The 23629-nt window shown below is 68.2% G+C and carries 23 protein-coding genes and 1 pseudogene; 9 read left to right on the top strand and 15 right to left on the bottom strand.

The window, feature by feature from the left end; translation table 11 throughout:
- Positions 1-2: 2 nt before the first annotated feature.
- The 10 genes from AB0F77_RS28590 to AB0F77_RS28545 all read right to left on the bottom strand — a co-directional run bounded on the left by AB0F77_RS28590 (position 3) and on the right by AB0F77_RS28545 (position 9850).
- Positions 3-2270 carry a SpoIIE family protein phosphatase gene (locus AB0F77_RS28590; protein ID WP_361954543.1) on the bottom strand — a complete coding sequence of 756 codons (2268 nt, stop codon included), beginning with the start codon at positions 2268-2270 and terminating at the stop codon, positions 3-5.
- A 203-nt stretch (positions 2271-2473) separates the two neighbouring features.
- The gene (locus tag AB0F77_RS28585; protein WP_361954542.1) at positions 2474-3400 is read right to left on the bottom strand and encodes a cyclase family protein; all 927 of its coding nucleotides are present in this window, start codon (positions 3398-3400) and stop codon (positions 2474-2476) included.
- Positions 3400-3699: a Dabb family protein gene (locus AB0F77_RS28580; protein ID WP_361954541.1), complete on the bottom strand. Its 300-nt coding sequence runs from the start codon at positions 3697-3699 to the stop codon at positions 3400-3402. Before AB0F77_RS28580 ends, AB0F77_RS28585 begins: the two co-directional genes overlap by 1 nt.
- Positions 3700-3806: 107 nt before the next feature.
- Positions 3807-5120 carry an MFS transporter gene (locus AB0F77_RS28575; RefSeq protein WP_361954540.1) on the bottom strand — a complete coding sequence of 438 codons (1314 nt, stop codon included), beginning with the start codon at positions 5118-5120 and terminating at the stop codon, positions 3807-3809.
- Positions 5121-5298: 178 nt separating this feature from the next.
- Entirely contained in the window at positions 5299-6498 is a 1200-nt protein-coding gene (locus tag AB0F77_RS28570) for an FAD-dependent oxidoreductase (protein ID WP_361954539.1), read from the bottom strand.
- Complete coding sequence (locus AB0F77_RS28565; RefSeq protein WP_361954538.1) at positions 6498-6686, bottom strand: rubredoxin; 189 nt, start codon at positions 6684-6686, stop codon at positions 6498-6500. The genes AB0F77_RS28570 and AB0F77_RS28565 overlap by 1 nt, the downstream gene beginning before the upstream one ends.
- A 16-nt stretch (positions 6687-6702) precedes the next feature.
- On the bottom strand, positions 6703-7017 hold the full coding sequence (locus AB0F77_RS28560; protein WP_361954537.1) for a hypothetical protein: 315 nt from the start codon (positions 7015-7017) through the stop codon (positions 6703-6705).
- A gap of 10 nt (positions 7018-7027) precedes the next feature.
- The gene (locus AB0F77_RS28555; RefSeq protein WP_361954536.1) at positions 7028-7528 is read right to left on the bottom strand and encodes an aromatic-ring-hydroxylating dioxygenase subunit beta; all 501 of its coding nucleotides are present in this window, start codon (positions 7526-7528) and stop codon (positions 7028-7030) included.
- On the bottom strand, positions 7515-8741 hold the full coding sequence (locus AB0F77_RS28550) for a Rieske 2Fe-2S domain-containing protein (protein WP_361954535.1): 1227 nt from the start codon (positions 8739-8741) through the stop codon (positions 7515-7517). Before AB0F77_RS28550 ends, AB0F77_RS28555 begins: the two co-directional genes overlap by 14 nt.
- Positions 8742-8764: 23 nt before the next feature.
- Positions 8765-9850 (bottom strand): alcohol dehydrogenase catalytic domain-containing protein, encoded by a 1086-nt coding sequence (locus tag AB0F77_RS28545; RefSeq protein WP_361954534.1) that lies wholly within the window; start codon positions 9848-9850, stop codon positions 8765-8767.
- Between the two features lie 532 nt (positions 9851-10382).
- Here AB0F77_RS28545 and AB0F77_RS28540 point away from each other — a divergent pair.
- The 4 genes from AB0F77_RS28540 to AB0F77_RS28525 are packed head-to-tail and all read left to right on the top strand — an operon-like array spanning position 10383 to position 14817.
- A complete protein-coding gene (locus tag AB0F77_RS28540; RefSeq protein ID WP_361954533.1) occupies positions 10383-12776 on the top strand; it encodes a xanthine dehydrogenase family protein molybdopterin-binding subunit in 2394 nt (797 codons plus the stop codon).
- Positions 12773-13648 carry an FAD binding domain-containing protein gene (locus AB0F77_RS28535; RefSeq protein ID WP_361954532.1) on the top strand — a complete coding sequence of 292 codons (876 nt, stop codon included), beginning with the start codon at positions 12773-12775 and terminating at the stop codon, positions 13646-13648. The genes AB0F77_RS28540 and AB0F77_RS28535 overlap by 4 nt, the downstream gene beginning before the upstream one ends.
- Positions 13641-14168, top strand: a complete 528-nt coding sequence (locus tag AB0F77_RS28530) for a (2Fe-2S)-binding protein (protein ID WP_361954531.1) — start codon at positions 13641-13643, stop codon at positions 14166-14168. Before AB0F77_RS28535 ends, AB0F77_RS28530 begins: the two co-directional genes overlap by 8 nt.
- Before the next feature lie 28 nt (positions 14169-14196).
- Positions 14197-14817 (top strand): SRPBCC family protein, encoded by a 621-nt coding sequence (locus AB0F77_RS28525; RefSeq protein WP_361954530.1) that lies wholly within the window; start codon positions 14197-14199, stop codon positions 14815-14817.
- Here the strand turns inward: AB0F77_RS28525 and AB0F77_RS28520 are convergent.
- The 3 genes from AB0F77_RS28520 to AB0F77_RS28510 all read right to left on the bottom strand — a co-directional run bounded on the left by AB0F77_RS28520 (position 14792) and on the right by AB0F77_RS28510 (position 17677).
- Positions 14792-15484 (bottom strand): GntR family transcriptional regulator, encoded by a 693-nt coding sequence (locus tag AB0F77_RS28520; protein WP_361954529.1) that lies wholly within the window; start codon positions 15482-15484, stop codon positions 14792-14794. The genes AB0F77_RS28525 and AB0F77_RS28520 overlap by 26 nt on opposite strands.
- 186 nt (positions 15485-15670) lie before the next feature.
- A complete protein-coding gene (locus AB0F77_RS28515; RefSeq protein ID WP_361954528.1) occupies positions 15671-16402 on the bottom strand; it encodes a GntR family transcriptional regulator in 732 nt (243 codons plus the stop codon).
- 141 nt (positions 16403-16543) lie between these two features.
- The gene (locus AB0F77_RS28510; protein WP_361954527.1) at positions 16544-17677 is read right to left on the bottom strand and encodes an XdhC/CoxI family protein; all 1134 of its coding nucleotides are present in this window, start codon (positions 17675-17677) and stop codon (positions 16544-16546) included.
- Between the two features lie 277 nt (positions 17678-17954).
- Here AB0F77_RS28510 and AB0F77_RS28505 point away from each other — a divergent pair, with 277 nt between their 5' ends.
- A complete protein-coding gene (locus AB0F77_RS28505; RefSeq protein WP_361954526.1) occupies positions 17955-18842 on the top strand; it encodes a DUF5753 domain-containing protein in 888 nt (295 codons plus the stop codon).
- A gap of 282 nt (positions 18843-19124) precedes the next feature.
- Here the strand turns inward: AB0F77_RS28505 and AB0F77_RS28500 are convergent, their stop codons facing one another.
- Complete coding sequence (locus AB0F77_RS28500) at positions 19125-19520, bottom strand: MerR family transcriptional regulator (RefSeq protein WP_361954525.1); 396 nt, start codon at positions 19518-19520, stop codon at positions 19125-19127.
- A gap of 125 nt (positions 19521-19645) precedes the next feature.
- Here AB0F77_RS28500 and AB0F77_RS28495 point away from each other — a divergent pair, with 125 nt between their 5' ends.
- Positions 19646-20356 carry an SDR family oxidoreductase gene (locus AB0F77_RS28495; protein WP_361954524.1) on the top strand — a complete coding sequence of 237 codons (711 nt, stop codon included), beginning with the start codon at positions 19646-19648 and terminating at the stop codon, positions 20354-20356.
- Positions 20357-20723: 367 nt separating this feature from the next.
- Here AB0F77_RS28495 and AB0F77_RS28490 read toward each other — a convergent pair.
- Positions 20724-21380 (bottom strand): annotated as a pseudogene (locus AB0F77_RS28490) (LLM class flavin-dependent oxidoreductase); the annotation flags it as partial.
- A 105-nt stretch (positions 21381-21485) separates the two neighbouring features.
- On the opposite strand from AB0F77_RS28490, the gene AB0F77_RS28485 reads away from it, so the two are divergent.
- The 3 genes from AB0F77_RS28485 to AB0F77_RS28475 all read left to right on the top strand — a co-directional run bounded on the left by AB0F77_RS28485 (position 21486) and on the right by AB0F77_RS28475 (position 23606).
- The gene (locus AB0F77_RS28485) at positions 21486-22325 is read left to right on the top strand and encodes an SDR family oxidoreductase (RefSeq protein ID WP_361954523.1); all 840 of its coding nucleotides are present in this window, start codon (positions 21486-21488) and stop codon (positions 22323-22325) included.
- Positions 22326-22461: 136 nt separating this feature from the next.
- Complete coding sequence (locus AB0F77_RS28480; protein WP_361954522.1) at positions 22462-23226, top strand: SDR family oxidoreductase; 765 nt, start codon at positions 22462-22464, stop codon at positions 23224-23226.
- Entirely contained in the window at positions 23223-23606 is a 384-nt protein-coding gene (locus AB0F77_RS28475; protein WP_361954521.1) for a YciI family protein, read from the top strand. Before AB0F77_RS28480 ends, AB0F77_RS28475 begins: the two co-directional genes overlap by 4 nt.
- The last annotated feature ends 23 nt before the right edge of the window (positions 23607-23629 follow it).

The following is a 23629-nucleotide window of genomic DNA, read 5'->3' as shown; positions in this document are numbered from 1 at the left end:
TGTCAGGCCGGCTCGATGTTCGGTTCACGGTCCGCGGCAGGAACCGCGATCTCGAACCAAGTGGTCTTTCCCCGGCCCGCAGGTGAGCTGCCCCAGGTGAGCGCGAGCGCGTCGACGATCAGGAGGCCGCGCCCCGATTCGGCCTCCTGGTTGCTCGTCTCGTCCTCAAGGAGGGCCGTCGGCACCGGAGGATAGGAATCGCTGTCGCGCACCTCGACACGAATCCTGTCCGCATACATGCGCAACCGCAGATCCACTTCGCTGTGAGCGTGGATGAGGGCGTTCGTGACGACCTCCGTCACCAGCAGCTCCAGGTCGTCCAGCAGCGGCAGACGTTGCCATCCGTGCAGTACGTCGCGCAGGAAGCAACGCACTTGCGACACCCCACGGAGGTCGTGGCGTGCGATGGACGTCCGGGCCAGACGTGGGCGATCGTCCGGCCGGACGCCCTCGTACCGGACCAGAAGAAGTGCGGCGTCGTCGTCGATCACCGCACGTCGGCGACGGCCGACAAGTTGGTCGGCCAGCACCTCCAGGTCCTGGCGGCGATTGTCGGCCAGCCTGCGGGCCAGCTGGGAGACGGCGGCATCGATACCCAACTGGCGTGAATCCAGGAGGCCGTTGGTGAACAGGGCGGCCACGGAGCCCGCGTCCAACTGGAACTCGGAGTGCTGGTAGGCGGAATCCCTTTCGACACCCAACGGCGGCCCGATCAACAGCTCAGGCTCGATGATCCGCCCTCGGACATCGCTGATCACCGGTCCGGGATGGCCGGCCGACGCGGCGCTGACGAGCCCGGTCGCCGGGTCCAGCCATACGCAGCAGCACGTGGCGTACAGATCCGTGTCCAACCCGGCGAGCAGCCTGTTGCTCCGCTCCAGGACACGGGCCGGAGCATGTCCCTCGGCGGCGTAGGCACGCACTCCGCTGCGCAACTGGCCCATCACCGACACGGCCTCCAGGCTGTGCCCTTCCACGTCGCCGATGACGAGGCCCACTCCTCCGTTGGGCAGAGTGAGCATGTCGTACCAGTCGCCCCCTACCGCCGCGCCCTCTGCCGCCGGGAAGTAGCGTGCGGTGGCGGCCACTTCGGGAAGGTGCGGAAAGCTCCGCGGCAGCAGGCTGCGTTGGACGGTCTGTGTGAGCGCGTGCTCATGCTCGTAGGACCGTGCCCGTTTCAAGGACTGCCCCACCTGTTCCAGCATGACCATGAGTACGGCGATCTCCTCGGCGGACAGGGGATGGCCGGGCTCGGTGAACTCCAGGACACAACAGCCCACGGCACGACCGTTGGAGATCAGGGGAAAGTAGGCCCGTGCCTGGCGCTCGAGATCGATGCCGAGACCAGGGTACGCACGCCAGATGTCACCGGCCGTCGCGAAGATCTTGACCTCGACACCGGTGATGGCGTCGGTCTCGGGGCTGCGGTGGGACAGGGGTGTCCCCTCGATGCGATGGAGCACCTCACGTGACAGGCTCACGGCTCCCACCACGTGGAGGCGTTCTCCCTCCACGAGGCACAGAGCCGCGGCCTCGCCACCGAAGGGCCGGACGATCTGGCTCTGGGTGACGGCGAGGATGCCTTTGGTGTCCACCGCGGCGGTGAGTTCCGTGGCGAGTCGTTGGAGCTGGTAGAGGAACGGACTTCCCGGCGTAGACGTCGAGGCCGTCGCCTCCCGGTGCTGCTGGACGGCGCCCCGGGCGCCCGCGGTCGGCGAACCGGGCCGACTGGAGACGAACAGGGGAATCGAAGGCCCTTCGATGGGCACTCCCTGCCGGGCCAGGCCCTCCAGTTCGTCCGCCAGCGCGTCCGCGGTCGCTTGCAGGAACGTCAGCTCATCAGCGGTGATCTCTCGTGGGGGTGCGCAGCGCATGCTGATGACCCCGAACCGGTTCTGCGGTGTCCGTATCGGTGCGACCGCTATCACCATGGGAAAGGGTGTGGTGACCAGAAGCGCCGGCGACTGGTGCGACAGATTCCGAAGATCTCGTTCGTCGAAGACCACCATTCGTCCGGTCAGGAACGCCTCGGCAACGGGCCAGGCGCGATTCTCCACCTTGACTTCGGGAGTGATGGCGAAGCTCAGGGGTGCGTTGACCGTCATCGCGGCGACCAGGAGCTGGGCGTCCGCCGTCAGCAGGTAGGCCGTGCAGGTACTCGTGTGCATACGGTCATGTACGCGGCGCAGCGCGGAGGCGATGGCGTCGTCACGACGCACCACAAGCCCGTCGAGCCCGGTGCTGAGCGGCGTGGAATGCTTGGATTCCATGAGGTCCACCCGGTGAGTCGCGTACGGCGGGATCGAGTCGACATCCGGTTCTCACGGCTGCTGACGAGGGATTGATCGCTGTCCATTTTATGGGCAGATCGGCGATCGCGAAGGGGTGGGATGCACCGTATGTCCCGGCTCCGAGCGAGCGGAGCCGGGACATCATGGTGGCGCCTGAGGTCTTCCGTGTGTGGCGGAAGGGGTCAGTCCCTCAGGGCCATGGCGAGCGGACGCAGCGGGGCGCCGGTGGCACCGCGCAGCCTGATCGGGGCGGCCACCAGACAGAACTCATGGACGCCGGCGTCCGCCAGTTCTTCCAGGTTGACCAGTTCGATCATGGGCACACCCGATTCGGCAAGGAAGTGGCAGTGGCCGGGCAACCAGTTGTCCTCGTGCTCGGAGGGACCCACCTCGACGCACTCCTGGTCCGCCGCAACGGCGATGATGCCCTGGCCGGTCAGCCAGCGGGCCGCGTCCAGTCCGAGGCCGGGGGGCGAGCCGAGGACCTTGGAGCCGTCCGGCCAGAAGGCCATCCGGCCCGTGCGGATCAGGGCGACGTCACCGGGCCGGAGGGACAGATCGTGTTGCTTCAGCGCCTGCCGGCAGTCCTCGACCGTGATCGAGTAGGAGTCCGGCAGGCACTGCACCTCCTTGAGTGCGGCGATGTCCAGCATCACGCCGCGGGCCACGATCGGGGGGATCTGTTCGGCACCGCCGCGGTCCCAGTGCCGGCTGCCCAGGTGCTCGTCGGCGGTGAACCCGTTGTAGATCTTCCCGTCGATCCCGAAGTGGTTCAGGGCGTCGATGTGGGTGCCGGTGTGGGTGTACATGAAGACGACGTCGCCGGAGTAACAGACCCGCTGGTTGATCTCGTTCCCCACACCGTTGAGGTTGTCCACGGGCGTGCCCGCGGGCGTGTGGCTCATGAAGATCTGGTAGGCGGGGTCACCGGCGGCCTGAAAACTCGGCATGCCGACGAAGTAGTCGATGCTGAGGTCGTAGACGCGGGAGGCGTCGGCCCTGGCGAGGATGGCTGCCTGGGAAGCCGGCGTCATGAGGTTGAGCGCGCCGAGCTGGTCGTCCGGACCGTAGGGGCTCGTCGCGACCTTGATCCCTGCCTTCGGGGCCATCAGGCGTCCGTCCTCTCGACGTCGACCACTGCGCGGGCGGCGACCATGGGCTTGAGCTTCTCGACCACCTCGACGTGGAAGGGGTGGTCGGAGTACTCCTGGAGCCCCTTCCAGTCGTCGAAGTCGGAGATGAGCATGCCGTCCCACGGCTCACCGTTGTCCCCGGGGTCGCCCTTGTGCTTGCCGATCTCCCAGCTGCGCAGCGACGGGATGCGAGTCGACAGCTGGGTGAGCAGATCGATGACCTCGTCCGGATCGCTTTCGGCGGTCACCTTCCACAGGAATACGTGGCGAATCATGCTCTCTCCTTTTCGGGAAACGGCTACCCGGCCATGGAATGCGGATAGCGAGAGAAGGGGATGGGGCCGGATTTCGTCGGCCGGCCCCGTCCCCGGCTTTACGTGTGTCAGGCCTGCGTGGGAGTGAAGTCCACGTGCTTGGTCTCCGGCCCGAGCTTGGCCCCCAGGGCAGTCAGTACGCCACCGAGCACGATCAGGACGAGCGGTGTGTAGACGTACGGCATCACGTTCGACAGCCACAGCATGTAGAAGCTGTAGAACGACGGAATGACCAGGGAGAAACTGTATGCCACACCGTATCCGGAGGCCCTGATACGGGTGGGAAAGGCTTCCAGCAGGTAAACGGTCGCCACGCCGTACGGCGCGATCGCCACGACCAGACAGATGGTGTAGACGACCATGGCGAGGGTGAAACTGCCGCCGCTTCGCAGAATGTGAACCGTCTCGTAGAAGGCGATGGCGGAAACTATCGCGGTGCCGAGGCCCGAGAGGAACAGTACCTTCCGCCTGCCGTGCTTCTGCCCGAGCCGGCCGTAGGCCAGATAACCGAGGAACAGGGCGACGTTGGCGAGGAGCAGGGCGGTGGTCACGGAGTCGGACCCCTGCTTCAGATAGACGATCAGCAGCCCTGACATGGGTGAGATGATGGACTGGACCGCGAACCACAGCCCGCTCATCAGGAGCATGACCTGGAGGAGCCGACGACCGTTCTCTCCCTGGAAGAGCTGGCGCAGCGGCGGCTTCTCCGACGGAGCGGCCTTCTTGGATTCCTCTTCCCACACCTGGGATTCTTCGATGGACCGGTGGAAGTACCAGAAGAAGACGACACCGAGCAGGCCGCCGACGACGAAGGGGATTCTCCATCCCCACTGGACGTAGTCCGAATGCAGACCCTGCGTCGGCAGGAGCCGGAGAAGCGGCAGAGTGACCAGCGAGATGGCGATGTAGCCGATCGGGTAGGCGGAGGCGATCAGCGCTCCGACGAAGCCCCGCTTCTCCTTGGGGCAGGACTCCAGTGCCAGCGGGTTGGCACTGGTGTACTCGCCGCCCATGAACACGCCGCCGACCAGCCGGAGGAACATCAGGGTGCCGAGCCCGCCGTATCCCCATGCCTGATATCCGGGGAGGGCTGCCATCAGGAAGGTCGCCACCGTGAAGCCGGCGACGGCGATGAGAGTGGATTTCCTGCGGCCGATCTTGTCGCTGAGGCTGCCGAAGATGGCCGAGCCGATGGGCCTGCCGATCAGCGTGAACGCGAAGGTCAGGTAGAAGAGCGTCGTCTCGAGCGAACCTGAGATCGATTCCGGCTGGAAGTACTGGATGGCGGGCGCGAGGGCCACCACGGGGAGGTAGATGTCGTAGTAGTCGACGGCGAACCCGAGGAACGCGGCCCTCGTCGCCTTCTTCGACCGGGTTGGCATTTCTTCTGCGGTAGCCACGGTTGTCGATGGTCTGAGAGGTGCTACGTCCGGTGAATTCTCCATGGGGAGAGCTCCTGTCTGGATACCCAGCCTAACGGGGGACGGTGGTGCGATGCCGGTCCGTGCGGGGCTGCCGCGGCCGGCGATCGCCGAGCTGAGTGCTGCGCCCTCCTTCCTGCTACTTCGGGGCGGTGTTCCTCGTCGAGGAGATGAGTTCGCGAGCGTGATCGAGGTCCTCGGGGCGTCCGGAGGTCAGGGCCGCGACGACCCGCTCGCCGAGCAGGTACCAGACGGTGAAGTTTCCGCTGCGGAGGGATCCGGTGATGCGTTCTCCGTCCCAGTCCACCGCCGGGCCGACGTATTCGAACCGGGCCCAGTCGGCGAGATCGGTCCAGAAGTACGGGACTTCCACATGTGGTGTGGCCAGCCCGAGCATGTTGCGTGCCGCTGTCACACCCTGTGCCTCCGCGTGCCGTTCGTGCTCGACGCGAATGCGACGCTGGTGCACGAGGCTGTAGTACTCGCAGACGTCGCCCGCCGCGTAGACGTCCTCGGCGCTGGTGCGCAGGGCCTCGTCGCAGGCGATGCCTCCCGTGACGCCGATGTCGAGACCGGCGGCGGCGCCCAGCTTGGCGTCCGGCATGGCGCCGATGCCCACCACGACGAGGTCGGCCGGCAGTTGCTCGCCCGTGTCGGTGCGCACTCCGTCGACCCTGCCTTCGCCGGTGAACTCCACCACCTGACGGCCGCACACGAGTGTGATCCCGCGTTCGCGCAGCATGTCGGAGACGTGGTCGGCGACGGTGGGGCCGAAGGCGGTCTCCAGTGGGGCGCGCTCGGGCATCACCATGGTGCAGTGCACCCCGATCGCCGTCAGCGACGCCGCGGCCTCCACCGCGATGAACGATCCGCCGACGAGCACGGCACGTCGCGCGTTCCGCGCCTCGGTCCGCAGCTTGTGCGCGTTGCCCGGTGCGCGCAGGTAGTGGATGCCTTCCAGCGAGGCCCCCGCGACGGAGAGCCTGCGCACTCCGGCTCCTGTCGCCACGAGAGCCTTCCGGTAGTGAAGCGCCCTCTTGTTCACCAGGGTCGCGGTGTGGGCGTCGGTGTCGAGGGCGGCGACCGCGGAGCGGGTGAGCAGCTGGATCTCGTTGGCCGCCCACCAGTCGGGCGGTTGCACCGCGGGATCGTGGGCCTCGGCCTTGGGGCCGAGGAGTTCCTTGGTGACCGCGGGCCGGCGGTAGGGCGGATCGAGTTCGCGGGTGACGAGTGCGATGGATCCGTCGAACCCGCTGTTGCGCAGCTCGCCCGCCGCGGCGGCCGATGCGACGCCACCGCCGATCAGCAGCATGTCGACGTCCAGGTCCTGTACCGGCATTACGCTGCCTCTTCCACGTAGGGCTCGTAGTCGCTCTTGCGGGCGCCACAGATGGGGCAGATGTAGTCGTCGGGGAGGTCCTCGAAGGCCGTGCCCGGGGCGATGCCGGCCAGGGGGTCGCCTTCGGCGGGGTCGTAGATGTCCCCGCACGACATGCAGATCCACTTCTGGGCTGTTGCTGCGGTCATGGTGTGCTGCTCTTTCTCAATGCGCGTGTTGGTCGTCGGAGTTGGCCCAGCGCGTGCGGCTGGGGTCCAGCAGTGGTGCGAGGTCCCGGTGCCGGGACCAGGCCAGCGATTCCAGTTCGAGGGCGTCCAGTTCCACCGTCTGGCGGGTGCGGAGGTCTTCGATGAGCAGCCGGGGGCGTGCGGATCCCGCGTCTCGGACGGTGACCGCGACGACCGCGAACTCGTTGCGGACGATCATCCGGTCGGGGTCGGGGCGCAGGGCGGCGATGATGCTTTCCAGCCGCAGTTCCTCGGCGCTCTCGTCGGGGCCGGGGGCTTCGTGGCTCGACATGCGGTTCCCCTCAGAGGAGCAGGCTGAGGTTTCCGAAGTGGCCGTCGATGTCGATGAGTTCGACCTTCTTCCGACGGATCCGGAACCCTGCGTCTTCACGGTGGAGCACGTACTTGTAGCGCCCGACGTGCTGGTGGCGGCTGCCCCTGCGGAACTCGGCGACGAGGAAGCGTGCTTCGACGTCCAGTTCCTGCGCGCCCTCGCCCGGGGACCGTACGTCCGTGACCCGGACGTTGGTGATCAGGTGGGCGGTGCGTGAGCGCGGCTCCTGCGCGTAGGCGAGACCGCTGTCGAAGCGCCACACGCGCTCGGAGAGGGCGGCGATGTCGTCGTGGACGATCGACACCTCGCGGGTGGGGTCGATGTCGTCGGCGACGGCCGGTATCCAGTACAGGGCGTCCTCGGTGAACAGCTTCAGCCAGGCCGGGAAGTCCTCCGAGTCGAGCAGCGCCGCCTCGGTGTACAGGAACTGTTCCACCGCATGCTGCAGGGACGTTTCAGCCGTTGTCAACGTCGGCCTCCATCAGCTCGATCCAGCGGCGCAGGTAGGCCCTCTGGGGCACTTCGTCGGAGGACCGGCCGATGCGGATGCCGGTGGACTCGTCGACTTCCTCGCGGTCCAGGCCCCTGCTCATGAGGGTGAAGTCGGCCGCGCTGGCGGAGCCCTCGACGCCGGCGGTCACCCGGTCGAAGGCGACCTCGATGTCGTCGGTGGATCCGAAGCCGGCGGGGCCGTAGAAGATCTCATGGTCGCGCAGGATGCGGCTGCGGGTCTGTTCGTCGGCGCCCTTGGGGAAGATCGGGTAGAGGTAGACCCAGGTCTCGTCCGCGGAGCGGGGGACGATCAGCCTCAGGTGTGCCCCGACGAAGGCGAGGCTGGGGAACACGTTGAGGTTGAAGGGGATCAGCTCGCCGATGGCGATCGCGTGGGCGTTGGCGGTGTCGCCGTCGATGCTGCCGAACTCGTGCACCGCGTGTCCGCCGCCGAGGTCGATGCCCCGCCACTGAGGGTTGGCGCGGACGTTCTTGACCCAGGGGCTGCTCTGGCCGCTGCGTTCCTTGAGGATGTCGAGCCAGCTCTTGTGGGTGAAGGAGAAGTGGTAGGGGTCGATGGTGTTCTCGACCTGGAGCTTCCAGTTGCCCTTGTAGACGAGCTTGTGGGCGTGGGAGGCGAGTTCCGGCCCGCCGTCCCCGATGTCGGCGATGAAATCGAGGTAGCGGCGGGCGTTGCCGAGGTAGTCGGCCAGCGGCTCGATGCCGGCGTGGAGACTGGCGAAGACGAAGCCGCGGTAGGTCTCGACGCGCGGCACGTGCACGAGGCCCATGGCCGCCTTGTCGAAGTCCTCGCCGTAGCCGTCGTCGAAGGGGACCCCGGTGAGCTGTCCCGTGGAGTCGTAGGTCCATCCGTGGTAGGCGCAGCGGAAGTAGTTGGCGTTGCCGAACTCCCGCTGGCAGACCGACGCTCCGCGGTGCCGGCAGCGGTTGAACATCACGTGGACGACGCCGTCGTCCGCCCCGCGGTTGACGATCACCGGCTGGCGTCCGAGGTGGGCGGTCTTGTAGTCACCCCCGTTCGGGATCTCGCTCTCGTGGGCCACGAAGACCCAGGTGCGGCCGTAGATCTCCGCCATCTCGCGGGCGAAGATCCCGGGGTCGCGGTAGATCCGGCCGCTGACCCGCCAGTCATCGGTGATGAGGGGTTCTTTGGCGCTGTCGACTGTCATGTGCTTGCCTCCTGTCGAAGCGTTCAGGTGAGCGCGGGGACGATGACCGAGCGGATCGCCGAGGGGTCCTTGGCCGCGAGGGTCAGGGCGTGCTCGGTCTGCTCTATGGGGAACTGGCCGGTGCACATCCGGGCGAGTGGGTACCTGCCGGATTCGATGAGCCGAAGGGTCGGGGGCACGGCACTGCTGGGCCGCCCCCGCACTCCCCTGAGGGTGAGGACCTTGCGGTTCATGGCGTCGACGATGGATTCGGCGCCACCGCCGCCTCCCTTGGCCAGTCCGGCCTGGACCACCGTCGCCCGGTCGCCCGCGACGGCGAGCGCCGTGTCCAACGCGGCCGAGGAGTCGGCGGCGTTGATCACCGTGTCGGCGAGGTGTCCGCCCGTGATCTCCTCGACGACCGCGAGGACGTCCTCGGGCGGGCCGGTGAGCGTGTGGTCGGCGCCCAGGGCACGGGCCACATCCATGCGCACGTCGTCACTGGGACGCCCGACGACGATGACGGAGCCGGCCCCGGCCTCACGCGCGCCGACCACGCAGGACAGACCGTGCGGACCGGGCCCGACGATGACGACGGTCCCGCCGGGCCGCAGGCCTCCGACCTCGGAGACCCAGTCCAGGCCGTTGGACAGGGGGATGTACAGCTGCACCAGTTCGGCCGGCACGTCGCCGGAGACCTTGTGGACGATAGACTGCGGATGCAGGTAGAGGTAGTCGCTGTAGGCTCCGTACAGGCCGCTTCCGTCATGAATGGACTTGCCGCCGTATCGCGGCACGCGACACATCTGGTAGGCGCCCGCCAGGCAGGAGCGGCAGGTGCCGCAGGGCAGGTATTCCTCCACGACGATCCGGTCACCCTCGACGACGCCCCATCGCGCGCTGGCTTCGGGGCCGATCTCGACGACCGTTCCGACGAACTCGTGCCCGAGGACACACGGCAGCTCGTAGTAGGGGTTGACTCCGTGGTAGGCGGCCATGTCGGTGCCGCAGACGCCGGTGGCCTCCACCTTCAGCAGTCCGTCGTGCCTGCCGGTCCTGGGCAGGGGGAACTCCTCGATCCGGAGCTCGCCGGGGCCGTGGAGCACGGCCGCTCTGCTCGTCGCGTTCATACCGGGATCTCTCCTCCTCCGCAGCGGAGCCGCCACCATGGGCTTCTCCCATCCGCGCGAATGATTGGATACAACCTGCGGCGCGCATGGCGCCGACAGATACGGACCGCGATGCCGGCGGATCGCTGTTCGGCGACCGGGCTGAAGCGGACCCGCTCCAGGTGAAGTGATGGTTGCCCTGGAGTAGATAGAATTCTATATTCCAAAGAGTGGGTTGCCGTCGCCCGTAAAGTCAAGGGGTGGAAGCGAACAAGCAGCGGAAACGCGGAGCCGATCCCTAGGTGGGTCGACCCCTGCACCACTGCTCCAGCACAGCCACACCCGCGAGTGCCACACCGCGATCCATCGACCCAGCCCCTCCGAGGGGCGTCTCGACCACGTCGCCGGGGTACGCAAGCACTGGCCACCCACGAGAAAGTTGCATACGATCTGTCGCAGCGGCCTAGCCGGGGACGGCATCGCACTCGTCGCTTCCGCCGACGCAGTGGTCCGTCGGCAGGGGAGCTGCGTTGAGGCCAACAAGGAGGTTCGCATGACCGCCGACGACGGCGAAGTCACACGACGCCACGGGATCGGAGCCCGAACACCGCGGCGGGAGGACGCCAAGCACCTCGCCGGCAGGGGCTCGTTCATCGCGGACGTGAAACTGCCGGGGCTCAAGGAGGTCGCCTTCGTGCGGAGCCAGGTCGCGCACGGCCGGATCAGGGCGGTGCGCGTTCCCGAGGATGCCGAGCCCGGTTCGGTATGGACCGGAGAGGACATCGCCCCGCTCGCCATGCCCCTCACGGCGACATCGACACTCGAAGGCTTCAGGACGGCGCCCCTGCCCAACCTCGCGGTGGACAAGGTGCGTTACGTCGGCGAGCCCATCGCCATCGCCATCGCCGACACCCGCGCGGCGGCCGAGGACCTGGCAGCGCGCATCACCGTGGACATCGAGCCGCTGCCGGCGGTGGTCGACTTCCCCTCCGCCCTCGCGCAGGACGCGCCGCTCGTACACGACGACTGGCCCGACAACGTCTTCGTCACGACGTCGGGCGATCTCGGCGACGTGGACGCCGCGGCGCGGGCGGCGGCGGTGTCGATCACCCGCGAGTACACCATGAACCGGCAGGCCGTGGTACCGCTGGAGACCCGGGGTGTGATCGCCCACGACGACCGGACGACGGGCCGGCTCACCGTGTGGTCGTCGACCCAGACCCCGCACATGATCCGCGACATGATCGCGATTCTGCTGGGCATCGAGGCGCGGCGGGTCCGGGTCATCGCGCCGGACATGGGCGGCGGCTTCGGCGCCAAGTGCTCCGTCTACCCGGAGGAGGTCGCTCTCGCCGCGGTGGCGGTCCGGCTGGAGCACCCGATCCGCTGGGTGGAGGACCGCTGGGAAGGCATGGTGTCCTCCACGCAGGCCCGTGACCACCACTATCGGGTCACCGCGCACGCCGCCGAGGACGGCACCCTGCTCGGCGTCGAGGCCGACATCCTCGTCAACGCCGGGGCGTACTCGGTGCATCCGTGGACCGCGACGATGGACGCCACGATGTCCTCGGCCATGATTCCCGGCCCCTACCGGCTGCGGAACTACCGCTTCCGCACCCGCAGCGTCGCGAGCAACAAGACACCGCTCGGGCCCTACCGCGGGGTGGCACGGCCCGGCGCCTGCTTCGCCATCGAACGGACCCTCGACGAACTGGCACACAAGCTGGGAATGGAGCCGTACGAGATACGGATCAAGAACATGGTGCGGTCCGAGGACATGCCGTACACCTCTGTCGCCAACAAGGTCTACGACAGCGGGGACTACCCCGAGGCCGTGCGCCAGGTCGTGGAACTCATCGGCCACAAGCAGTGGAGGGAACGCCAGCAGAGCGTACCGGCGGACTCGCGCCGCAGGATCGGCATCGGTTACGGCTCCTTCACCGAGCAGACCGCGCACGGCTGTATCGAGTGGGCGGCCCGCGGACTGGCCATCACGATCGGCACCGAGGGCGCCCGGCTGGAGATGGACTCCACCGGGAGCCTCACCCTCAGCGTCGGCATCAAGAGTCACGGCCAGGGCTCGGAGACCACGCTCGCGCAAGTCGTCAGCGAGGTCTTCGACGTCGATCCGAAGCACGTCACGGTCGTGCACGGAGACACCGCGCTGACGCCCCGGGGTGACGGCACCTTCGCGTCCCGCTCCATGGTGATGGCCGGAGGAGCCACCCACGGAGCGGCGAAGATGCTCGCCGAGAAGGTCAAGCGCATCGGTGCCGCGCTACTCAAGGAGCCCGTCGCGGACCTACGGCTGGAGGACCACCGGGTGGTCGGGCCGTCAGGCTCGGTCACCTACCAGGAGCTGGCCAAGGAATTCCTGTTCACGCCCGATCACGTGCCCGGGGTGGAGGCCGGCCTCGAAGTGAGCTTCTACTACCGCCCGGAGGTGCAGACGGGTGCGTTCACCTACGCCACGCACGCCGCGGTGGTGGAGGTCGACCTGGACACCGGCGCGACGACGCTCCTCGACTACGGCATCGTCGAGGACTGCGGAACCGTGGTGAACCCGCTCATCGTGGACGGCCAGATCATCGGCGGCATCGCGCAGGGCATCGGCAGCGCGCTGCTCGAAGAGATCGTCCACGACGCCGACGGGCAACCGAAGGCCACCACCTTCCTCGACTATCTGATGCCCGGCGCGACAGAGATACCGATGATCAAGATCGGGCACATCCAAACCCCCTCCCCCAACACGGTGTTCGGCATGAAGGGCGCGGGCGAGGGCGGCGCGATCGCTCCCCCCGCGGCGATCGCCAACGCCATCACCGACGCGTTGCGCGAGTTCGGCGCGGAGGCGAACGAGACGCCCATGACACCCATGCGGGTATGGACCGCTCTTCAGCGGGCCCAGGCATCGCGCGGGGCCGAAGCGGCGGGGGCGGCCCGATGAAACCCGCCGAGTTCCAGTACCACCGGCCGTCCACCACCGCCGAGGCCGCCGGGCTGCTGAACAGCCTCGGCGACGACGTCAAGGTCATCGCCGGCGGGCAGAGCCTGCTGCCGATCATGAACATGCGGCTGGCCGAGCCCGCCCATCTCGTGGACATCACCGGCATCGCCGAACTGCGGCGGACGACCGAGAGCCGCACCGGCGCCACCTACGGTGCGACCACCACACACATGATGTTCGAGCACCGGCTGGTGCCGGATGTCACGACGGGGCTGCTGAGCCACGCGGCACGGGGCATCGGATATCCGGCGATCCGCAACCGCGGTACCGTCGGCGGCAGTCTGGCCCACAGCGACTCCTCCGCGGAGTGGCCCACCGTGATGTCGGCCGTCGGGGCCGTCGTGCACGCCCTGTCGGTCCGAGGCGTCCGGCGCATCCCCGTCACCGACCTGCTCCTGGGGTTCTTCGCCACGGCACTGGAACCCGACGAGCTGATCGTGGGCGTGGAGGTCCCGCGGATGGCGCCCACCACCCGCTGGGGCATGTACAAGATGGCCCGTAAACCGGGTGAGTTCGCCGAATCGCTCGCCGTCGCGCAGCTTGAACTCGCCGCCGGCGGACACACCGCCGACGCGCGTCTGTGGCTCGGCGCGGCCCGGGACACACCGGTGCGCCTCGCCCACACCGAGCAGTTGGTGAAGGACTTCACCCTTGGTGAGCTGTCCCCCGCCGACCTGCTCGATTCCGTCGCCACCGATATCGGCGCCGATCCGGGCGGGGCGGAGCCCCACGAGCGGCACGCCCTGCAACTACATGTGGTCACCGTGCACCGTGCGCTGCTGGCCGCGGAGGAGTCACCACACCATGAATGACGTCACCATCGAGCTGCGGGTGAACCGGCAGCGGCGAACGGTCACCGTGCCGGCCCGGACCACGCTGGCCGACCTACTGCGGGACCATCTCGGTCTCACCGGTACCCATCTGGGCTGTGAACAGGGAGTGTGCGGGGCCTGCACCGTCCTCGTCGACGAGCTGCCCATGCGCTCCTGCCTCACCCTGGCCGCGTCGTGCGCGGGGGCGGAAGTCCTGACCGTGGAGGCGCTCGACGGGCCCGACGCGGACCGTCTGCGGGCGAACTTCTCCCGCGAGGGCGCCCTGCAGTGCGGTTTCTGCACGCCGGGGATGCTGATCGCGGGCTACGACCTCGTACGTCACCGGCAGCCTCTGGAGCGCGAAGAGGTGCGCGTGGCGATGTCCGGCAACATCTGCCGCTGCACGGGCTACAACGGCATCGTCCGGGCGATCGAGAACACGATCAACGAGGGAATCGCGGCTCCGGTCTCCGCCGCTTCCCCGCCCTCGACGGGCGGGTCCTCGGACGATCAAGCATGACAGATAACAAGCCATCAAGGAGCAAGTCGTGGAGTTCACCAACGAGTTCGTCGTCCCCGCCGCACCGGATGCCGCCTGGACCCTGCTCACCGACGTACCGAGGATCGCGCCCTGTCTGCCCGGCGCCACGGTCACTCCGGCCGGTGAGGGACAGTACGACGGAAGCGTCACGGTGAAGGTCGGCCCGATCAAGGTCGGCTACACCGGCACGGCGTCGTTCACCGAACTCGACTCGGCCAACCACCGTATGGTGCTCACCGCACGCGGCCAGGAGAGCAGTGGCAAGGGGGCCGCGAGCGCGACCGTCACCGTGGACCTGGTCGGCGAGGGCTCGGACAAGACACGCGTGCTGGTCAGCACCGATCTCCAGATCAGCGGGAAGGTCGCGCAGTTCGGCCGCAGCGCGATGGCCGACGTCGGGGCCCGCCTGATCGGACAGTTCGCCTCCAACCTGGAGGCGCTGGTGACGGGCGGCCAGGAGGACACCCGGCCCGGCACACTTCGACCGGCCGATACCGGCCCGGCACCCCAGGCGGATTCGGAACTGAACGCGCTGACTCTGGCCTGGCCCGTGGCGAAGCGGGGTGTGCCGGTGGTGGCGGCCTTCCTGCTCGGGGCGCTGGTCAGTCGGCTGGTCGCCCGTCACTGAGGTCGCTCGGGTCCTGCGCCTGCAGTACGGCGTGCTGCGCCGCGCGAATGTGAATCTTCATGATCATTTCGGCGGACACGTCGTCCTTGAGGCGCAGGGCCTCGATGAGCTGCCGGTGGTGCTCGACACTGCGTTCGAGATCGCGCTCGGTGTACCGCAGGAACGTCCGTCGCACCAGCGGCAGACCGAGCACACCGGTGAGCAGACTGATCAGGCTCTCGTTGCCGGTCGCCTCCAGCACGATGGAGTGGAACTCGTTGTTGAGCACGGCCGCTTGCTGCCGCGTGGCACCGCCTTCGGCGATCGCCCGCTCGTATGCGGCCAGATTGGCCTCGAGCTTGCCCAGGGTCTCCTCGCCGATGTTCCTCGCGGCGACGGCGGCGACGTAACCCTCGACCATGGCACGCAGTCCATAGATCTCGGAGATCTGCTCACGGCTCCACTCCACGACCTGGGCACCGCGGTTGCGTTCGAAACGGACCAGGCCCTCGGAACTCAGCTTGCGCAAGGCTTCTCGCACGGGTGTGCGGCTGAGCCCCATGGACGAGGCGAGTGATTCCTCGCGCAACCAGATGCCGGGGCGGAGTTCGCCCGACGCCATGCGGTCCGTGATCTCGACGTAGGCGCGCTGGGCCGCCGAGCCGTCCCTTGGCCGGCCGTCTGTCATCAGTGCAACTCCTCATCGTGCAAGCGGTGCGCCTGCCTCGTGACACTCGTGCCCGACGAAAAGTCGCGGCGTCCTGTGCCGCCGGGTTCCTCGGGGGGCCATCGGCACAGTCTGCCGCGTCTTCGCTCGTCCCGCGGTCCGCGGTCCGCGGTCCGCGGTCCGCGGTCCGAGCAGGAACGAACCGGATCAGCTCGCCTTCGACGGCGACGGGTTCGGGAGCACCCCGGCGGCCACGAGGTAGTCGAGGGAGTTCGTCAGGCTCGCATCCAGGTGCCGGCGCAGGGCGTCCGCCGTGCCGTCCGGGTCACCGGCCTTGATCTTTCCCACCAGCTCGGCGTGTTCCCGTGCCGAGGCCACAAGGCGCTCGTGGTTGGGGAGGCTGTTCATGACGTACCGCTCGCAGGTGTGCCAGAGCATCCGGAGGTGCCGCTGCAGGACGCCCTCGCCCGCGGCCCGGAAGAAGGCGAAGTGGAACTCCCTGTGGGCATGGAGCATTTCCTCGGACACCTGCGGCACCCGCTGTTCCGCGAGACGCCGCATCTCTCCCAGCCAGTACTCCATGGCCTTGACGATGGCGTCGTCCCTGGCCTCGGCCGCGCGTCGCGCCGCGATCGGTTCGATGGCCTGGAGGATCTGGAAGGAGTCGTTGAGGTCGTCCAGGCTCAGGGCGCGCACGACCGTGCCCCGGCGGGGAAGATTGTCCACCAGCGACTCCGCCTCCAGCTGGCGGACTGCCTCCCGCAGGGGCACCCGGCTCACACCCAGCTCGTCGGCCAGGTCGTAGACGGCCACCTTCTGCCCGGGCGCCAGGATGCCCAGCACGATCCGGTTGCGGATCTCGTCCGTGACGAAGTCTGTGATCGTCCCGGGGGTCTTGACCCCGCTCGGGTCGGCCGCACGGACCGATTGCCTGGCCACGGTTTCCATCCTTCCTCCCCGTCGTCGCCTGTGCCGAACGGAAGCGGTCCCGGCGATCGACGACAACGCATAAAGCTCTTTCAGTATACAGTTTTCTTTCTGCTGAAGCGGTGACCCGCGGCACGGGAGGCAGTCGATCGGTCACGAGCGCGGTGCCACGGCTTCCGCCGGCTCCGGCCTGCGGTGTATCGCCGAGCCGGTATCGGTGAGACGCCGACCGCTGCCACCGCACTGGGCAGCGATGATCTCGGCCGCGATGGACACGGCGGTCTGCTGAGGACTGCGGGCACCGAGGTCGAGGCCGATCGGAGAACACAGCCGCGCCAGTTCGCCGGCGTTCAGGCCCGCCTCACGGAGCCGGACGAGACGGTCCGCGTGTGTCCTGCGGCTGCCCATCGCACCGATGTACCCCGCCCTCGTCCGCAGGGCGACCTCCAGCAGGGGGACGTCGAACTTCGGGTCGTGGGTGAGAACGCAGATGGCCGTGCGCTCGTCGACCCTCTCACGCACCGAGGCGAGGTAACGGTGCGGCCAGTCGACCACGACCTCATCGGCCTCGGGAAAGCGTTTCGCGGTCGCGAACACAGGCCGCGCATCGCACAGGGTGACGCGATAACCGAGGAACTTGCCGATCTCCGTCACCGCCGCGGCGAAGTCGACGGCGCCGAAGACGAGCATGCGCGGCGGGGGCGCGTAGGACTCCACCAGGACCTCCGGGCTCACCGCGCACGCGGCGTCCGCCGGGCGGAGCACACCGGTCTCCCCCCGGGACAGCATGTCCAGCGCCGAAGCGGCGGTCAGCGAGTCCAACCGCGCCTCTCCCAGTGACCCCGTGAATCCTGACGGCTGCACCATCAGCCGGGCCCGACCGGGGCGCGGTCCACCGGCAAGGGTGGTGGCCACGGCCACGGGACGCCCGGCGGTGACCTCACCCACCAACTGCTCCAGACACGGAAACCACTCGCAGTCGACCGGCCGCACGAACACTTCGAGCGCCCCACTACAGGTGAGGCCCACGGCCAGAGCGTCGTCGTCGCTGACTCCGTAGGACTGGAGCACGGGCTCGCCCGTCTCCAGGACCTGGAGTCCGAGGTCGTACACCGCAGCCTCCACGCAGCCGCCCGAGACGCTGCCGACCACTTCACCGGTCTGCGCGATCGCCATCGTCGCCCCCGCCGGGCGCGGCGCCGAGCGCCAGGTTCGCACCACGGTGGCGAGCGAGAACCGCACGCCTTCCCGGTACCAGGCGAGCGCCTGGTCCATCACGTCCAACATGCCGGAGCTCCCTGTCATGCCCGCCCCGCGTTCACGGGCCGGTCCGTACTCACCAATGCCGACGCTCAAAAAGTATACAACTTCACCCCGCTCACCCTTGCGGGCCCGACCGCCGACAGAACCGTCAACGATGACCCAAAGGGCACGAAGTACCTATTGAATAAGGCGGAAACGTGAGGGTTGACACAGGGTGAGTGTCGACTCAACCTTCAAGCGAAGGCCACCGCGGCGGCAGAATTGGATGCAATGATCTGGTGTCCGTGGAGGGAGAGTGTGAATGGACGAGGACGCGTGCGACGGGTCCGCCCGCCTCCGGCTCGGCATGCGGCTCCAGGAACTGCGGGAGAGCTGCCCTCCGGTGGAGGCCAGCAGATCCCGCGGCATGACCCGCGCGGCGGCGGTGCGCGAGGTCGCCGCTCTCACACCAGCCGCTCTCGCACACATCGAAGGGGGTGATCTCGGTATCGGCACAGGCGACCTGCGACTGCTGCTGCGCAGATACCGGGTCGAGGACGACGTACTGATCGGACAGCTCGCCCGACTGGCTCGCGAGGGCGGGGACGAGGATCGGCTGAGGCGGTACCGCCCCTTCATGCGGACGGGGCTACCGCGCGTCGTCGCTCTCGAGGCGGAAGCCAGGGAGATCCTCACCTACCACCCGACGGTGGTGTGCGAACCGGTCCAGACCGAGCGGTACACCCGGGCGTGGTTCGAGACCCAGCGCCTGGTCGAGGGCTTTTCGAGTGAGTACGGGGAGAGGAACACCGAGCTGAGACTGGAACGGAGCAAGCACATCCTCACCCGCAGGAATCCGCCCGCACTGCGCGTGGTCCTCGACGAGGCCGCGCTCCGTACGCCCGTAGGAGACGGCGACGTGATGCGCGAGCAGTTCCGCGCCCTCGTCGACCTCGCCGGCCAGGACAGGATCTCGATCCGGGTACTGACCTTCCAGCGTGGCTACCGGTCGACTCACGGCTTCACGCTGCTGCGCTTCGGCGACATACCAGCGCATGTGCACGCCGAGAGCGCTTGGGGCACGGTGTCCAGCTCGGACAAGGCCCCGGACGTGCAGCGGTTCACGCGCCGGTTCGAGTCGATGGAGAGCGCGGCGCTCAGCCGCGAAGCCACGATCAGACACCTGCGAGCTCTCGGGCAACGGCAGTAGCCCCGATCTGGTGGTTCGGACAGTGTCTGCCGGACTCCGGCCGGTCCGAAGCGGGTCTTCGGGTTGGTCCTGGACCGGGATGAGTGGATCAGGGCACCGTACGGGCGGGCCCCGCGGATCGACTTCAGGGCGCCGTGGGCGCGGTGGGAAGTCCGGAGGGGGCGTGAATAGGTGACGTTGTGTCGGGTGCACAGGCACCGTGGCGCCTCATGGCCGATCCGGGTCGCGCGGGCCTGGGCACGGCGCGGGTGGACGGCGCATTCGCTGAGGGAGCAGCCTGCCTCAGCCGGCGTTGGGGAGAGCGGAGCGTATGGGGTGGCAGTAGTCGGGATGGGTGGGGTCCACTGCCGTGGCGATGATGTCGTTGAGGCGGGTGCGTACTTCCGTCAGGTCGTTGATCTGACGGTCGATGCGGTCCCGCTCGGCGACGAGGTGCTCGGCGAAGCCGGAGGAGACGTCGCCCTCGTGCATGCACCTCGGCAGGACCTCGCGAACAAGTCTGCTCGGCAGGCCGGCGGCGTACAGCTTCTGGATCATCCTGACCCGCTCGACCGCACCGTCCGGGTACTGCCGCTGCCCGCCGCTGGTGCGCGTGGAGGCGAGCAGTCGCTGCTCCTCGTAGTACCGCAGCGCGCGAACGCTCACTCCCGCGGCCTCGGCGACCTCTCCTATGCGCATCCCGCCTCCAGGGGTGGCGTGCCCAGCCAGACTTGCATCTGACGTTAGCGTGAGGTTTTAGCGTAGCTGTCGCCGGTGCTCTTCCACGCACCTGATGACGTTTTCCTACGCGAAGGGCCTCCCCCATGAAGATTGCCAACTCCGTCGCGCTCGTCACCGGCGCGGGCCGTGGCCTCGGCCGCCACTTCGCCCTCCAACTGCTGGAGCGGGGAGCGGCCAAGGTGTACGCGACCGCCCGTGATCCCCGTAGTGTCGACCTGCCCGGAGCGGAGGTGCTGCGTCTCGACATCACCGACCCGGCGTCCGTGGCCGCCGCGGCGGACGCGGCCTCGGATGTGACGCTGCTGGTCAACAACGCGGGCATCATGACCTTCAGCCGACTGGTGGACGGGGATCTGGAGCAGATCGAACTGGAGATGAACACCCACTACTACGGTCCGTTGCACATGGTCCGGGCCTTTGCCCCCATCCTCAAGGCGGGTGGCGGCGGGGCGATCGTGAACGTCCTCTCGGCGGCGTCCTGGGTTCCCAGCGATCAGTGGGGTGCCTACCACGCCGCCAAGGCCGCCGCATGGAATCTGACCAACAGCGTCCGTCTCGAACTCTCCGGGCAGAACACTCTGGTCACCGGCGTCTATCTGGGGCCGACCGACACCGACATGGCCGAAGGGCTGCCGATCGAGAAGAACGACCCCGCCGACGTCGTGAGGGCCGCGCTCGACGGGGTCGAGACAAACAGCTCCGAAGTGATCGCCGACGCGCTCTCGGTACGGGCCAAGGCCAATCTGGCCCTCGATCCCGGCACGATCTACGCATCGACCGGTTCCGCCGCCTGACCCTGCGGCCCGGGTGGCGCCTGTACATCCCGGCGCCACCCACCCACAACGGCTCGGTGGCCGGACAGCGGGCGAGGCGGCGCCGACGACCGTGCGCCTGGAGGACGATGTCCGCGAGGCGTTCGATCTCGTCGGGATCGTCGAGGGTGGGATTGAAGATGAGCTCATCGGCGCCCAGGGCTTCGAATGCCTTGAGTGTCGTCCTGACCGCCTGGGCGCCGCCGCTGACGGCGGAGGCCAGGAACTCGGCGGCCTCGGCTCCCGCGGTGCCGGCGTAGTCGCGCACATTGCCTCGGCCGGCCTCCACGTCCGCGAGGGCGAAATAGGGGATGGCAACCAGGCGGGGTTCCCCCTCGCGGCCGGCCTTCTCCCAGGCCGCGCGCGCCCCGTCGAAGGACGCGCCGGCCATGGCCGGCGGCAGCGAACCCCCGATGTAGCCGTCGCCGGAACGGGCGACGCGCGCATAGGTCGCCGGGACCAGGCCACCGAACAGCAGCGGCACCTCACAGGTGTTCCGCGGCACCAGAGGATTGTCACCGCCGGGCAGAACGTCACCACGCCAGACACTCCTGTACGTCAGGATGTCGTCGTCGAGCCGCTTGCCGAGCCCGCGCGCGCCGAACCCCTCGGCCAGGAAGTCGTCGGGCCGGCCTCCGAGGCCGACTCCCAGGGTGAGGCGTCCGCCGGAGACCTCGTCGATGCCCGCAACCTCCTTGGCCAGCAGCGCGGCCGGCCATACGGGGCCCAGCAGCACCGTGCTGAGAAGCCCGATCCGCTCGGTGGCACCCGCGGCGGCGGCCAGGGCGACCGTGTCCATCACCCCGGGAAAAGCGAGCAGGGCGAGCGCAACCGCTGATGGCGTACCGGGCTGGGCATGGTGGATCACGAGGAGTAGGCCGTCGGCACCGGCAACGGTCAGTTGCTCGCGGCGCAGGTGGAGCCCACCAACCCGTGGGTGACAGTTCCTGCTGTGCGCGCGCTTCGGCGGTGATGTGGCGCGGCCCCGTTTGAGGGGTCCTGTCACTACCTGGAACACCAGGGCTCTGCCAGGTCGCTCGGCGACGGCGCACGATCGTGCGCAGATCCGATGTGCAGGGCATTGGACAGTTCCCTCAGCAAGGAGTACGCCGTGACGCAGCGCGCGTGGTTCATCACCGGTGTCAACAGTGGCTTCGGCCGACGCATGACCGAGCAGTTGCTCGAGCGTGGCGACCGGGTGGTCGGCACTGTCCGCAGGCCCGGGTCCGTCGACGATCTCAAGGACAAGTACGCGGACACGTTCCGGGTCGCTCAGCTCGACGTCACCGACACCCCCGGCGTGAAGGAGGTGGTCACCCGCGCGTTCAGCGAGTTCGGGCGGATCGATGTGATCGTCAACAACGCCGGCTACGGTCTGTTCGGCGCGGCCGAGGAAGTCACCGACGAGGACATCGTCCGCATCCTCGACACCAATCTGGTGGGCTCGATTCAGGTCACCCGGGCTGCCTTGCCGTATCTGCGCGCACAGGGCGGGGGCCGGATCATCCAGATCTCCACCTACGGCGGACAGGCCACCAACCCGGGGGCCTGCATGTACCACGCCGGCAAGTGGGGCATCGAAGGGTTCATGGAATCCACGGCCAAGGACGTCGCCCTGTTCGGCATCGGCGTCACCATCGTCGAGCCCGGCGGCGCCCGCACCGAGTTCCGTTACAGCAGCCTGCGGATGGCGACGCCGATGCCGGAGTACGACGACTCACCGGCCGCCATGACCCGAGGCGCGCAGGACCGCAGCCGCCCCTCTCTGGGCGACCCCGGGCTGATGGCCACTCGCATCATCGACAGCGTCGAGCAGACGCCCGCCCCCCGGCGGCTCGTGCTGGGCAGCGACTCCTACCGCTTCCTCCAGGCCGCCCTGTCCGAGCGGCTGGCCGAGGTCGAGGCTCAGCGTGACACCGCCGGCCGGACCGACATCGTCGAAGGGGACTGAAATGTCTTACGCCACCCAACCACCCGCGGAGCCCCGGGGCAGGGCGGATAGGACCGACCTCGCTGCTTCCGGCCCTTCAGGGGAACGGTCAACGGACGACTCGGCACGAACACCCGCTCTCGACCGCAGGGCGGCCATGGCATCCACCGCCCGAGGCTGCGCCGTTGTCACCGGTGGAACCTCCGGCATCGGCCTGGCCGTCGCGCATCAGCTCGCCGACGCCGGGTGGCCGGTTGCTGTCCTCGGCCGCTCGCGGACCGCCGGGGAGACCGCCAGGGCCGCCCTCGGGCCGAGGCACCGCTTCGTCGCCTGTGATCTGGCGGACGAAGCCCGGACAACAAGCGCAGCCCGGGAGATCGAAGATTCCCTCGGACCTGTCGAAATCCTCATCAACAATGCCGGCATCGGTCTGCACGCGACGGTCGAAAATCTCACCACTGACGCATGGGACGGCCTCTTCGCCGTTGACCTCAAGGCAGCCTGGCTTCTGACCAAAGCCTTTCTCCCCGGCATGCGCAGCATCGGCGGCGGCTCCATCGTCAATGTCGCGTCCGTCCACGCACACCTCACCCGGCCCGGAGTCTTCCCCTACGCGTCAGCCAAGGCCGGCATGCTCGGCCTGACCCGGACGATGGCTCTGGAGCTTGCCGGCGACAACATTCGAGTCAACGCAGTGTGTCCTGGCTACGTTCGCACGCATCCCATCATCACCCAGTACCAGCAACGCCCCGACGCAGAAGGCGCTTGGGCGCACCTGAACGCTGCACAGCCCCTCGACCGCATCGCCGAACCCGAGGAGATAGCCGAAGTCGTGTCCTTCCTGGCATCCCCCCGCGCCAGTTATGTCACAGGAGCGAGCTGGAGCGTTGACGGTGGCCTTAGTGCTCGGTTCCACACATGAGCACACCGGACAACCGACAGCCACACCCAGCGACCGCCGGCGGGGAGCGGGGTGCCTACTACGTCGTGACGTACCGCTGGGATCCGGCGAGTGAGCCGAGGCTCCGGACTGTGTATCCCAGCCACCGCGCACACGTCGACCAGCTCGGTGCCGCAGGTGGCCTCTGGCTCACCGGTGTCCTCACCGATCTCGTGCCAGAGCACAGCGGCGAACCTCGCGCTCGGACGGCGGTCGCCGCCCAGGTGCCTCATGGCGCTCTGGCCGTTTTCCGTGACCGTGCGACGGCCGAGCGGTTCATCCACGACGACCCTTATGTGGACCACGGGCTCATCACGATCTCTGCCGTGCAGATCTGGCAGCCGTTGATCTACCCGCTCTGATCAGAGCGCTGGATCCGGTGGTC

The sequence above is a fragment of the Streptomyces sp. NPDC026672 genome (assembly GCF_040638185.1).
Taxonomy (GTDB): Bacteria; Actinomycetota; Actinomycetes; order Streptomycetales; family Streptomycetaceae; genus Streptomyces.
This window is presented reverse-complemented; position numbering and strand designations above follow the sequence as displayed.

What these genes read in the sequence shown, in the direction of transcription:
- AB0F77_RS28565 (WP_361954538.1), bottom strand. Translation starts at nt 6,686, where the DNA reads ATGACCGCAGCAACAGCCCAGAAGTGGATCTGCATGTCGTGCGGGGAC.
- AB0F77_RS28550 (WP_361954535.1), bottom strand. Translation starts at nt 8,741, where the DNA reads ATGACAGTCGACAGCGCCAAAGAACCCCTCATCACCGATGACTGGCGG.
- AB0F77_RS28510 (WP_361954527.1), bottom strand. Translation starts at nt 17,677, where the DNA reads ATGTTGGACGTGATGGACCAGGCGCTCGCCTGGTACCGGGAAGGCGTG.
- AB0F77_RS28500 (WP_361954525.1), bottom strand. Translation starts at nt 19,520, where the DNA reads ATGCGCATAGGAGAGGTCGCCGAGGCCGCGGGAGTGAGCGTTCGCGCG.
- AB0F77_RS28590 (WP_361954543.1), bottom strand. Translation starts at nt 2,270, where the DNA reads ATGGAATCCAAGCATTCCACGCCGCTCAGCACCGGGCTCGACGGGCTT.
- AB0F77_RS28535 (WP_361954532.1), top strand. Translation starts at nt 12,773, where the DNA reads ATGAAACCCGCCGAGTTCCAGTACCACCGGCCGTCCACCACCGCCGAG.
- AB0F77_RS28475 (WP_361954521.1), top strand. Translation starts at nt 23,223, where the DNA reads ATGAGCACACCGGACAACCGACAGCCACACCCAGCGACCGCCGGCGGG.
- AB0F77_RS28545 (WP_361954534.1), bottom strand. Translation starts at nt 9,850, where the DNA reads ATGAACGCGACGAGCAGAGCGGCCGTGCTCCACGGCCCCGGCGAGCTC.
- AB0F77_RS28570 (WP_361954539.1), bottom strand. Translation starts at nt 6,498, where the DNA reads ATGCCGGTACAGGACCTGGACGTCGACATGCTGCTGATCGGCGGTGGC.
- AB0F77_RS28575 (WP_361954540.1), bottom strand. Translation starts at nt 5,120, where the DNA reads ATGCCAACCCGGTCGAAGAAGGCGACGAGGGCCGCGTTCCTCGGGTTC.
- AB0F77_RS28585 (WP_361954542.1), bottom strand. Translation starts at nt 3,400, where the DNA reads ATGGCCCCGAAGGCAGGGATCAAGGTCGCGACGAGCCCCTACGGTCCG.
- AB0F77_RS28495 (WP_361954524.1), top strand. Translation starts at nt 19,646, where the DNA reads ATGAAGATTGCCAACTCCGTCGCGCTCGTCACCGGCGCGGGCCGTGGC.
- AB0F77_RS28520 (WP_361954529.1), bottom strand. Translation starts at nt 15,484, where the DNA reads ATGACAGACGGCCGGCCAAGGGACGGCTCGGCGGCCCAGCGCGCCTAC.
- AB0F77_RS28480 (WP_361954522.1), top strand. Translation starts at nt 22,462, where the DNA reads ATGGCATCCACCGCCCGAGGCTGCGCCGTTGTCACCGGTGGAACCTCC.
- AB0F77_RS28505 (WP_361954526.1), top strand. Translation starts at nt 17,955, where the DNA reads ATGGACGAGGACGCGTGCGACGGGTCCGCCCGCCTCCGGCTCGGCATG.
- AB0F77_RS28530 (WP_361954531.1), top strand. Translation starts at nt 13,641, where the DNA reads ATGAATGACGTCACCATCGAGCTGCGGGTGAACCGGCAGCGGCGAACG.
- AB0F77_RS28580 (WP_361954541.1), bottom strand. Translation starts at nt 3,699, where the DNA reads ATGATTCGCCACGTATTCCTGTGGAAGGTGACCGCCGAAAGCGATCCG.
- AB0F77_RS28560 (WP_361954537.1), bottom strand. Translation starts at nt 7,017, where the DNA reads ATGTCGAGCCACGAAGCCCCCGGCCCCGACGAGAGCGCCGAGGAACTG.
- AB0F77_RS28540 (WP_361954533.1), top strand. Translation starts at nt 10,383, where the DNA reads ATGACCGCCGACGACGGCGAAGTCACACGACGCCACGGGATCGGAGCC.